This is a genomic window from Blastopirellula sediminis (assembly GCF_020966755.1).
GTDB classification, from domain to species: domain Bacteria; phylum Planctomycetota; class Planctomycetia; order Pirellulales; family Pirellulaceae; genus Blastopirellula; species Blastopirellula sediminis.
Map to the genome: position 1 here is coordinate 32,824 of NZ_JAJKFT010000009.1, position 11,608 is coordinate 44,431.

The 11,608-nt window shown below is 60.4% G+C and carries 3 protein-coding genes; 1 reads left to right on the plus strand and 2 read right to left on the minus strand.

What is annotated here, in order from left to right; translation table 11 throughout:
* Positions 1-16: 16 nt before the first annotated feature.
* Entirely contained in the window at positions 17-8,266 is an 8,250-nt protein-coding gene (locus LOC68_RS11305) for a tetratricopeptide repeat protein (protein WP_230218566.1), read from the minus strand.
* 314 nt (positions 8,267-8,580) lie between these two features.
* Here LOC68_RS11305 and LOC68_RS11310 point away from each other — a divergent pair, with 314 nt between their 5' ends.
* Positions 8,581-10,215, plus strand: a complete 1,635-nt coding sequence (locus LOC68_RS11310) for an alpha/beta hydrolase (RefSeq protein WP_230218568.1) — start codon at positions 8,581-8,583, stop codon at positions 10,213-10,215.
* Between the two features lie 148 nt (positions 10,216-10,363).
* On the opposite strand, the gene LOC68_RS11315 is transcribed toward LOC68_RS11310, so the two are convergent.
* Positions 10,364-11,185 (minus strand): transglutaminase-like domain-containing protein, encoded by an 822-nt coding sequence (locus tag LOC68_RS11315; protein WP_230218569.1) that lies wholly within the window; start codon positions 11,183-11,185, stop codon positions 10,364-10,366.
* Positions 11,186-11,608: the final 423 nt, after the last annotated feature.

Here is an 11,608-nt window from a genome sequence, read left to right on the forward strand (position 1 = left end):
TCACTCGCGATCTCGCTTAGAACTTGAAGTTCTGGATCCCTTCTTTGACGTCGTTGCGATAGAAGTTGTCCAGGTTCTTTCGTTGCTCTTGCTGGATCATGTCGTTGCCAGCTCGAATCCCTCGCAGGAGTTCGTCGTTGAGCTTCGCCTTGTTGCTCGAGCCTTTTCCCTGCATCTGACCGCCATAGCCGGCGTTCGGCTCTTGCGGCTTGGCGTTGGGAACCGGGAGGGGAACTTCGCCGAGCGATTTCTCGCCGCGGTAGAAGGCGTATTCTCCTTCTTCCGCTTCGGCCAGGATCGTCGAGCGGCCTTGGATGCCGTCGGCGACGAAGACGCCGCGGAGATCGGTGTCGCCGGAGACGAACTCGTCATTGGCCGAGCCGATCACTTTCACGTGGACGTCGGCGACGTAGGCGTCGGTCTTGACGTTGCGAATCGTCGCCCGGACGCGGCCCGATTCAAATTCTTCCTGCACTTCCACCTTTAGCGGCGAGATCAGGACGAGCCCGCTGGCATGCAGGTTTTCGCCGCGACAGACCACCAAATAGGCGCCTTCTTCCTTGAGCGGCAGTTTCAGCTCCTTCGTCCGATCGCGATAGTCCTTGCCGTCGCCCAGCTCCACTTTTTCTTCGTGGTAGGGGCGAATGCCAGCCAGGTTGATCGCGGTGATCTGCTGCAAGTTGCGGCGGAGGAGGCCGAATTTCATCAGGTCGATCCGATAGACGTTCACGTCGCAAGCGGCGATGTTGCGGAACTTCAGCTCCACGTTGACCGCTTCGTCCGGCGTGAAGGTCGAAACGTCTGCCAAAGCGATCTGCTTGTGCAGGAAGTAATCGATCGACTGGGCCGCGTCGACGAAGCGATCTTTGACCTTTTCGTAGTCGGTGATCGCCGCGGCGGCCTGGCCGAGGGCGTGGTGAATCTGTCCCATGATGTAAACGGCTCGCCACTTGTTCTCTTCCGCCAATTGGCGGCTGCCGGACAAGGTGGCGGGGCGTTTGTACTCAGCGACCTGTTCGCACATCTGCAGCGCTTTCTCGTGCTGACCGAGGGCGAAGTGGCAGAAGCCGGTGATGTACCAGTAGCTGCTCAGGAAGTTGCTTTCTCCGTAGCGACGCGTGTAGTCGCCGCAGACCGAAATCGCCTGCTGATAGGCGTCGAGCTCAATCAAGCCGGTCGCCAACGAGAAGGCGGCCTGGTCAGCCGACGGATCTTCCGGATTGGATGTCAGGAAGTTCTCGAGCATGCCAAGCGAACGCCGGACCAGGGTGACCCGGTTGATGTTCTTCTCCTTCAGCTGCGGATCCTGGGCCGCATTCGGGGCCTTGGCCGAGACCTGCTGGGCGAGCGCGTATTCGGCGGTCGCAACGTACGGTTCCGGCGGCGAGTTCTGCAGCAGCGAGGTCATCACTTCGACGCTGCGGAGGAACTCGTTTTGGTCCTGCAGGAAGCCGGCCACTTGGCTTTCGACCATGAAGCTGGCTTCGACCGTCGCCCGATAGACCAGGTAGGCCCGTTCGTACTCGCCGATCTCGTGATACGCTTTGCCGATCTTCATCAGCTTGGCGAACGGGATTTCCAGTTCCGGATACTTCTCGATCACGATCTCGAAGTAACGAACCGCTTCGGCCGAGTTCCCTTGTTCCAGGCTGATATCAAGGAGCATCCGGACGGTCTGCTGGAAGTAGTTGGTTTGCAGATTCCAGTTGCTGAACAGCTCGGTCAGGTGCGCTTGAGCGCCGGCGTAGTCATGCTTGTCAAACTTGAGTCGGCCGAGCTCGTACAGTTCGAGCGGGGTCAGGCGATACTTGTCTTCGCTCTTTCCGCCCAGAGGCAGCACTTTCAGCTCTTGCGACTTGGCGACCACCATATCGCTAAGGTGGTAGGCGTCGCGGAGGATCGTCGGCAAACCTTGGTAGTCGCCGGGGATCGAGCCGATGACGTCAAACTGAATCGTCCCCAGGCCGCGATTGCCGCCCAGGTAGAACAGGATGCCGCCGGGCTGGATTTCAAATCGCTCGAACGGGCCGGTGACCGTCTTTTCGTCGACGCGCACGCCGGACGGAAGGGGCTCGAAGGCGATCAAGTAAGGCATCTGCTGGTCGCGCGAATTGCCGGCGACGTTGTTTCGCCACATTTCGAGCGTAACGTGCCCCTTCTTGGCGGCCGGCAGTTGCGTCATGGTGTTGCGGAAGCTGGAGTAGCTGCCCGCCAGCAGGCCGAAGCCGCTGGAAACGGGGCGGCCGTCGAACTCGATCGGCGCCGGCGTGTAGTAGCGGCGCACGGTCCAGTTGTTGGCGGTGCTTTCCAGCTTGTCGGCGGCGACGAAGCCGGCCAACACGCATTCGTACGAGAACTCGCCGCGGCCATTCAGCTCGAAGCGAATCGTTTCTTTCTCTTTGTTGGTCAACATGTCGACCGGGACGTCGAGCGTTTGCGTCGTCGAGTTGGCGTCAAACTTCAGCGTCTTTAGCGGCTTGTCGTTGACCATCACCGTCAGATCGTAGGCGTCGGCCGCCAATTGCTTGGTGGCGTTGTAGCCGCAGACCGCCAGCATGATCGGGCCGACCGCTTTCTCCGGCGCCCAGCGGGCTCCGCAGCGATGCTGCATCAGCCATTCGACTTCCTTGCGCAGTTCTTCCTGCTGCGGCGACAGCTTGTACAAGCACAACGCGTAGAGCCCGCGAGTTTCAACCTCGGCCGAGTTCCACGACAGCGGCGTGATACCGCCGCCGCTCAGCTTTTGCTTCGCCAAGGCGATGATCTCGCCGGCCGTTTCCTTGCGATCCATCTGGGCGAACGTCAGGGCCAGGTAAGCCAGCCCTGCGGTCGAAAGCGAGTTGCGATTGCGGTAGAGCTGATTGGCGAGCGGAAAATCCTCCTGCCCCGCTTCGGTCACCGCATGCAGCAGGACGGCGCGGCTTTCGTAGTCGGCGACTCCCAACTGCGTCAGCTGGTTCTTCAAGTAGTTGAGCCCGCGATCGAAGACGTCTTTGTCGACTCGATAGCCGGCATTGCGAGCCAGCGACAAGGCCCACATCGCGCGGGATGAGGTATACGCGTTACTGGCGCCAGACGGACCGGCCCAGTTCCACGAACCGTCATCCTTTTGCGAAGCGACGATCGAGCGGAGTTGGCGACGAATCGTCTCGTCGAGCGATTGCATCTGCGGGTTTGACGCATCGCGTCCCTTGCTCATCAGCTGCTGGAGGGCGAGCGCCGCCATCAGGTCGCTGGTGTTGGTGTCGATGCCGGTCGCGAACCGCTGATTGTCGAGCTGACGGAGCGTCGGCGCCGTGCTGAGGACGTCAAACAGCGTTTGTTGCACCGTCGGACCGATCACGATCTGCATCCGCGGGCTCGACCAGGGCATCTTGGCAGGACGCTGGACGAAGGCCGAAGTGCTGCTGGCCGACGTTCCGGAAGCGATCGCATAAACTGGCATACCGGCCGGAAGCAGCGGCACGAGGGCCAACTGCTGATCCGTCGTCTCGGCAGCCGCAACGGTCAGCGAGAACTCGATTTCGGCGCCTGGTTCGGCGTCTTCTTTACCGGCGACCGGCAGCGCGAAGCGAACCGGGAAGGCCAAATCGACGATTCCCTTCTTTTCGACCTTCAGCGTCTTGGTCTCGGTTTGCGACTTGGCGCCGATCGTCGTCTTCAAGGTGACGGTGATCTCCCCCTTGTCGATCAGGTCGTTGTGGACGGTGACCGGGATCTGCGCCGAGTCCCCATCGACGAACGCCGCCGCAACTCGCAGTTCGCCGAAGAGCGACTTGCTGACCGCCAGTTCGGTTTGTGCTTCGCCGGCGAGGGTATCGATCGTCACGCCGCGCGATTTCAGCAGCCACGCGGTCGAACGTTCCGGCAAGGTGATTTCGATCTTCGTCTTCCCTTTCTTGTCGGTCATGACGGCCGGATCCCAGAAACCGGTTTCCTGCGCCGGAATGCCGATCAAGATCCGCTCGCCATCGGCGGCCGCTTTCTTCAGGCGTTCTCCAGCGGCTTCCGCGCCCCATTTTTCGCCAAGTTCGATGGCGAAGTTGAGATTCGAGAAACGTCCGTCCGCCGCCAGCATCTGGACTTCGCGCTGACTGCCAAGGTCCTTCAGTTCGCCTGGCTGCATCATCCAGGCGTTGTCGAGCTGACCCTGACCCCCTTGCGGGGCAGCGTCATAGAAGTACAAATCCGCCCGCTTCTTTTCGTCCGCTCGCATTTCGCGGCGGCGCGAGAGCTCCATGTAGTGTCCGTTCATCTGCTGCTTGTCGCCCGCTTGAGCCAGCTGGCGATTCTGCTGTTCCAGTTGCGGATAGGTCCCGTATTCGACCATCGGCTGATTGGCCGCGGGAGCGGGCATCGGAGGAGCTGGACCGCCTGGACCGCCGAAGAAGCCTCCTCCGCCGCCGCCGAAGCCACTACCACCCATTTCGCCGCCAAAGCCGCCCATTCCGCCGGCGAATCGATCGGACGCTGGGCGGACGCCCATTGCGATGCCGTCGAAATCGCGATCACTCAACTCTTCCAGAGTTTCCTCTTCGCGGGCTAGCGTTTCCAGGCGTTCTTCTTCCGCCAACAGGAGACGGTCGATCGAACTGGTCTGCGGGTGATAGCAGAATTCAATCGTCGCCGAAGTCCGCATCGCGAAGCTACGGTTGACGCCGCCGAAGAACTTTTCGATCGCGGCGATCCGTTCGGGGAAGCGTTCGTAGAGCGCTTTCTCGACCATCGCCAGGCTCAACTCGGCCGCAACCGGCTGACCGGCGGCGTTGGTCGTCGAGACTTCCACTTCGATCTTGTCGCCGGGCTTATGCTTGTCCCCCAAGATCTTCATCGCGATTTGCAGATCGCGCTCAACCTGGAACGGACTAGTCGCGGTGTGGAACCGGACCGGCACTTCTTCGGTATCTTGCTCTTTCGTCGGATCGATCATCACCGCCAGCGACATCTGGAAGTTGGGCGCCAGTTTCGAGGCGACGTCGATTTCGATTTCGTTGTCCCCTTTCTTCAGCTGGATCAGGCGATACTCCAGGATCTTCGCCCCTTCCAGCGTCAACAACGCCAAAGCGGGACGTTCGCGCCAGTGAACTTTCACCGTCGCTTTTTCGCCCGCCTTCAGCGTGTGGTGATCGGCCAGAATGCGGAGGCGGATCTTGTCCTCTTCGCCGGAGATCTTGACCGCCACTTCACCCGAGACGACGTTGTCGAACCGGTCAGTTCCTTCCAGGCGAACGCGATAGTCGCCCCCGTCCGGCAGTTGGAGCGTCTTACGGATCACGCCGGTCTTTTCGTCGCTCTTGACTGGGAATTCCTCGACCAGCTTCTCTTGCTTTTCGCTGGTTCCCTTGGCGTTGTAGAGTTGGAAGACCTTCAGCGTCAGGTCCTTCGCGATCGGTTTTCCTTCGGCGTCCTTGACCGTCGCGTCGACTTCAAACGTTTCGCCGGCCAGGTAGACGGGGCGAACCGTTTTCGCTTCGATCGTGTAGCCTTGGGCCGAGAGGAAGAAGGGCTGGTTGGTCGCGGTCGAATGGGCCGGCAATTGCACCGCCAGGTTCAGCGTTTGCGATTGGCGGAAGTCGCGAGTCTCAAACTCGAACTTCACTTCCCCCTTGTCGTCGGTCGTCGCGTTGAACGTCCGATCGCCGTTGAGCGAGTAGGAAATCTCGGCGCCAGAAACCGGGGCGCCGTAGTAATAGGCCGCTTTGATCGTGCCGGTGATCTTCTCGCCGCGGTAGTAGACCTTGCGATCCGACTCCACCGACAGGAAGACCGACGGCAGCTGGTATTCATGAACGACGAACGACCCTTCATACCGCACTTTTTCGTCCGAAACGACGATCCGGTAATCCCCAAGCGCGGCTGCGCTCGGCAACAGCAAGTGCGACTGGAACGAGCCGTAATCGCTCAGCTTGATCTCTTCTTCCATCACCAGGCGATTGCGGCCGTCGTAGACTTCCAGCTTGTAATCGCGCTTGGTTGGAACGACGTAGATGTCGTTGACCGCGTCCCGGATGATCCCCTTTAAGTGAACCAGCTGACCGGGGCGATAAGCGGGGCGATCGGTGTACAAGTAACCGGCGCGAGCCAACCCTTGGGCGACGCCGAGACCATTCAGGTTAACGACGCTCGACGCGATGTGCCCGTCGGCGATCGCAAAGACCCGCAGGTCGGCCGGATCACGCAGTTCTTTGCGGTCGGCCTGATAAACGCCGTCGGCGCCGGTTTCGACTTCGGCGAAGACTTCGCTGCCGTTGGAAAGGAGCAGCTTGACGCCGGGCCATGGTTTGCCGGTTCGCATGTTCTGCGTGAAGATAAAGACCTCGTCACGCGAGCTCTTCACGATCATGTCGAGATCGCTTTGCAGGACCAACGTGGTCGCTTCCTGCGTCTTGCCGCTGACGGTGATCGCCATCACGCCCGCCTTCACCTTGTTTTCGCCCGGCAGGGGCACGTCGACCTGGCTCGAGAAGAGTCGATATTTCTCGTAGTCGGCCACCTTGTGCTCAAACTGCGAATCGGGATCGATCAGCGCGATGTCGAGCGATTCGACGCCGGTCGCCAGGTGCATCTTGCGGAAGTAGGTTTCCAGGTCGACCTTGTAGATCTGCACGTCGACTGATTCCAGGTTGCGCGTTTTCAGCCCGATCCGCGGCGTTTCGTTGCTGCGATAAACGCGGACGGTGCTGATCGCCAGCGACTTGTTCGACAACAGTGCGATCTGCTGTTGAGCCGGACCGGCTTGCGAGCCCCAGTTCAGCTTCTTGTACTCTTCCATCGCGTCGGCCAGACGATTCAGGTTCTCGGCCAACGTTTGGGCGACCCGATACTGGGCGACCGACGCTTCCTCGGTTTGCGGGTACTTTGAGACGACCTGGCGCCACGCGGCGATCGCTTCGTCGTATTTCTTCTGCTGGAATAGCATCTGAGCGAAGTTGTTTTGGATCGCCCGATTTCGTTCGTCGATCGGGTATTTCACCAGGAATTCGCCCCACGCGGCGCGAGCGGCGTCGTAATCTTCCCGCTCCATCGCGTCGAGTCCTTTGGCGTACTCGGCGTTGATGATCTGACGCTGCGCTTCGCTCCAGTGACCGTGCGTCGGGTGTTGCTGCAAGTAGGTTCGCCAGGCGGCGATCGCATCGTCAAACTTCTTCTGCCGCGCCAGGGCCAAACCCTTCAAGTATTGGGCCGACGCGTACTCGTCGGTCTTGGCCAGCTTGTCCTGGGCCAGGAATTCGTCGACCGCGGCCAGCGCGTCTTCGGTCCGTCCCTGGTTCAGATAGCTCTGCACGATCCGTAGATGCGCGGTCGCGACTTTCTCGTGGTCGGGATAGGTCGTCAGGAACTTTTTGAGTGCGGCGACCCCTAGTTCCAGGTCATCCTTGTTGCCGGGGTTGGGAATGCCGTACGTTTCCGACAAGCGGAACGAGGCGAGTGGAATCAGCTCCGACTTGGCGGTGCCGTTGAGCGACAACAGATCTTCCCACGTGCGACGCGATTCGACCCGATTGCCGGCCGCCAGGTACGCTTCGCCCAGTTCATATCGAGCCGGCAGCAACAGCGAGTCATCTTCGTTCGCTTTGATGAACGCCTGGTAGAGATTGATCGCTTGCCCCGGGTTGTTCATCTGCTTGTAGCAGCGGGCGATCTGCAGCTGGATCCGCGTGCTGGTCTCCTTCATCGGGCCGATTTCGGCCGCTTTTTGATAGAAGGAGAGGGCTCGCTGGTAGTCGGGCTGCTTGTTGTCCGCTTTGGGGGCGTAAAAGGCGTCGGCGAATTCCAGATAAATGGCCGCGATCTCTTCTTTCCGTTCGAGCGAGATCAGATACTCGGCCTCGGCCTGGTAGGCGAGTTCCGCGGCGCGATAATCTCCCGCGCGAGCATATGCGACCCCGATCGCAAACCGGGCTTTCCGCGTCCAATCGCTATCCGGGTAACGCTTGGTCAGCTCGGTCATCACCGCGATCGACTCTTTGTACTTCTTGGCGAAGTAGTAGGCTCGCCCTTTCAGATAGGTCAGGTAGGCGGCGTCTCCCTGCTTGTCGGCGATCGCCTTTTCGATGGCGGTAATCGCTCGGTCGTAGTCTCGATCCTGCATCGCTTCGCGGACCGGTTTCGGAACCGAGAGCAAGCTCGACTGGTTCGCCGGGCCGGTTTCGGCCTCCGGAGCGGCGTCGGCCGGTTTGTTTTCGGCGGCGTCGTCTTGGGCCAGCAGAAGACCAGGCGAGAGCAGCAATAACCAAAGAGCGGGGGCGAGAGTCCAGCGTCGCATAGTGGGTTCCCTAATACGCAGCGATTGGAGCGCAAGAATAGTTGGAGAAAAGTTGGTTCCGCCCAGGGAGACGAGCTTGGGGGGGCGGCGGTTTTTTGATCGTAGTTGAAATTTACAAATTCGCTCAGCAACTGGCGCCGCTGGGGAAAGATTCTCTTTGTGAGCTAAGTACTGACTGGAATTGGCGTTACAAACCGAACATCACCGGTCCTCAATTCGTCTGGCCAGGGGAGGGGGAAGCCTTTATGATCGACGCCCCGGCGCCCTGTCTCAAGGGTACGCCAAGTGAGGAACGGATGAAGGAAAGAAGCGTCATGGATCGACGAATTTTTGCTGCGTGGAGCGTCTTTGGCTGCCTGATGGCGATGCTGATTCTCGGCTGCGGAGCTGCGCCGGAAGAGCAAACGGCTGAGGATGGCGGCGATGGGGTCGAAGCGACTGCCCCGGCCGAAGATCACGGCGTGGTTGCCGTCGAACCGGCCGAAGTCGAAGTTCCGCGCGAGAAAATCGCCGCCGTCGAAGCTGCGCCCGAGGAAATGTCGGCTGCCCCGATGATGATGCGTTCCACGGCCGAACCGGCGCCAACTGCGTCTCCGCGAATGATGCGGGCTCCGGCCAGCATGGGAGCACGGACGCCAATCGAGATGGCGGCCGAAGAAGCGGAAGCGGCGATGGCCGCGCCCAACGCAGCGATGGCGCCGATGATGGCAGCCGAAAGCGTTCCCGATGATACGCCCGGCTACGAAGTGGTCGAAGTGCTGTACGGCACCGATCGTGAGCTGGCCAGCGGCGCCGGCATTGTCGGCCATTTCTATCCGGCGATTGGCTTGGCCTTCGGCGGACTCGCCCTGTTTGGCCTGATGTGGAAATACCAGATGGTCCGCGTCGGCGGCGTGCTGGCGATCGTCGCGGTCGCTTTGGGGCTGTTCGTCGCGCGTGACGCCGGGCTCGACTATCAAAAGGAATTACGCGCCCTTGCTAGCGGCAGCGCCATGTTCAGCGGCGGTCGCGGCGAATTGCAGTTCGGCGCGTGTCACGTCAGCATTCCGGAAGTGCACGAAGTGGGGCAGCTTGAAGCTCCATCGATCCTGAAGCTGGAACTGACCGAACGTCCAGAAAAGCATGTCGTGCTGCTCGACGTCCTCTCGAAAGAGGAAGAGGCGTTCTTCGCCGACCTGCGGGAGATGGTCGCCCAGTCGCCGCGACGCGAGATCCTGATCTTCGTCCATGGCTACAACGTCTCGTTTGAAGACGCCGCTCGCCGCACCGCCCAGATGGCGTATGACCTGAAGTTTACCGGCGTCCCGATGTTCTACAGTTGGCCGTCGCAAGCCGATTTGTTCGGCTACGCGACCGACCGCGACAACTCGCTTTGGACCGTCTCGCATCTGAAAGAATTCTTGCTGAAGGTCGCCCAGCAGAGCGACGCTCAGTCGATCAATCTGATCGCTCACAGCATGGGGAACCGGGCGATGGGGGCGGCGCTGGAAGAGATCGCCGCCGAAATGAAAGAAGAAACGAAGCTTTTTAACCAGGTCGTGCTTGCGGCGCCCGACGTTGACGCCCAGGTCTTCAAAGAAGAGATCGCCCCGCAGATCGTCCGGGCCTCGAACCAGGTGACCCTTTACGCGTCGGCCAACGACTTGGCGCTACTCGCCTCGAAAAACGTGAACGGCTATCCCCGCGCCGGCGACGTCCGCCCAGAGATCGTCATCGTCCCCGGCGTCGACACGATCGACGTCTCGGCGATCGACACCAGCCTGATCGGCCACGCCTACTACGGCGACAACGACTCGATCATCTGCGACATCTTCACCCTGCTCCACCAGCCGCAACCAGCGGCGCACCGACAATGGCTACGCTCCGTTTCCGGACCGGGCGGGATGTACTGGGTCTTTGAACCGAGCGGCGCCGGAGTCGCCAACGCCGGCGGAGCGGTCTCAAGATAGACCGTACGTTGCGCAACATTAGCCGGAGGCGCAAGCCGAGGGAATGTGATCGGCCGTTTTAGACCGGGGCCGCAACCGATTCGTGCTCGGAAATAATAGCGAGCACTTTCTCCGCCGCGCTAAGCTTTCCCTCGGCTTGCGCCTCGGGCTAGTAGGGCGTCCCTACTACTTCATCCGCCCAGACGCGGAACGACGCGAGTTCGCTCACGCCAAAGGTCGTCGTCAGCGCGACGTCGGCGGCGTCGCGGCCGCGTCCCATGAGCACGCGACCGATGCGGGGAATGTTGTTTCGCGCATCGAAGGCGTACCACTGTCCGCCGAGATAGGCTTCGAACCAGGCGCTGAAGTCCATCGGATCGGGACTCGGGGGAACGCCGATATCGCCGAGGTAGCCAGTGCAGTAGCGAGCCGGGATGTTGCAGTTGCGGCAAAAGGTGATCGCCAGATGCATAAAGTCGCGGCAAACGCCGACCCGTTCGCGATACGCTTCCAGGGCGGTTCGATTCGCCCGGGCTTGCAGATAGTCGAATCGAATGTGGTTGTGAACGTAGTTGCAAATCGCCTGTACGCGCGGCCAGCCAGGAGGACTCGCGCCAAACAACGACCAGGCGAGATCTTTTAACTCGCTATCGACTTCGCAGTAGCGGCTCGGCAGTAGATAGATCAGGACGTCGGACGGCAAGTCTTGCACTTCGGCCTGCGTTGCGTAGGGCGCTTGCAGGTCGGGCAAGCCGCAATCTTCGACCAGCGCCTGATTGCGAAACGACATCTGCCCAGCCGGCGCAACGATTCGCCCGCAACGATTGCCGAACGAGTCGTAATACTCCTGCACCGGCACGCTCGGGGTCAGCAGTAAGCGGTCAGGCTGCCGCGTCGTCAGCTCGCGCGTCGGATGCAGATAGAGCATCAACAGCATCGGCGCGGGCTGCGGCAATTGAAACGCAATCTCGTAGCCAACTTGGATCAGCATGTTTTCCCCTTCGGGGCATTCGTGCGTACGGCTATCGAGCGAAGCGGAAATTATAGCTCTAGTCGCATTGTAACGCTCGTTGATGCGCGATCGAAATTCGCTCGCATCGTCGCCAATGTTTGTCGATTGACAAAGCGCACGGACTTCCGGTCGAGTGCAGGTTGGCGAAACCGCGCGCACCTTCCGGCGCTCGGCTCTTTGACAATTCGTACGAGAACTGCGCAATTCATTTTTGGGACCCTCGTTCCGCGGTCCCAAAAAAACAGGACCGCTTGGTACGGTCCGGTTTTGGCTCGTGATCGAGTCATGGAGATTTTGGTAGAAAACGATAGGTCGTTTTCTACACGGGAGTTAGGGCTATTTGTCGCTTCCACATCCGACGGAGTGATGGGGAGACGAATGCGTGAAATCGTTCGATCAAAA

Bases quoted from the DNA above. Each gene is read 5' to 3' on its own strand.
- LOC68_RS11315 (WP_230218569.1), bottom strand. From the start codon at position 11,185: ATGCTGATCCAAGTTGGCTACGAGATTGCGTTTCAATTGCCGCAGCCC.
- LOC68_RS11310 (WP_230218568.1), top strand. From the start codon at position 8,581: ATGGATCGACGAATTTTTGCTGCGTGGAGCGTCTTTGGCTGCCTGATG.
- LOC68_RS11305 (WP_230218566.1), bottom strand. From the start codon at position 8,266: ATGCGACGCTGGACTCTCGCCCCCGCTCTTTGGTTATTGCTGCTCTCG.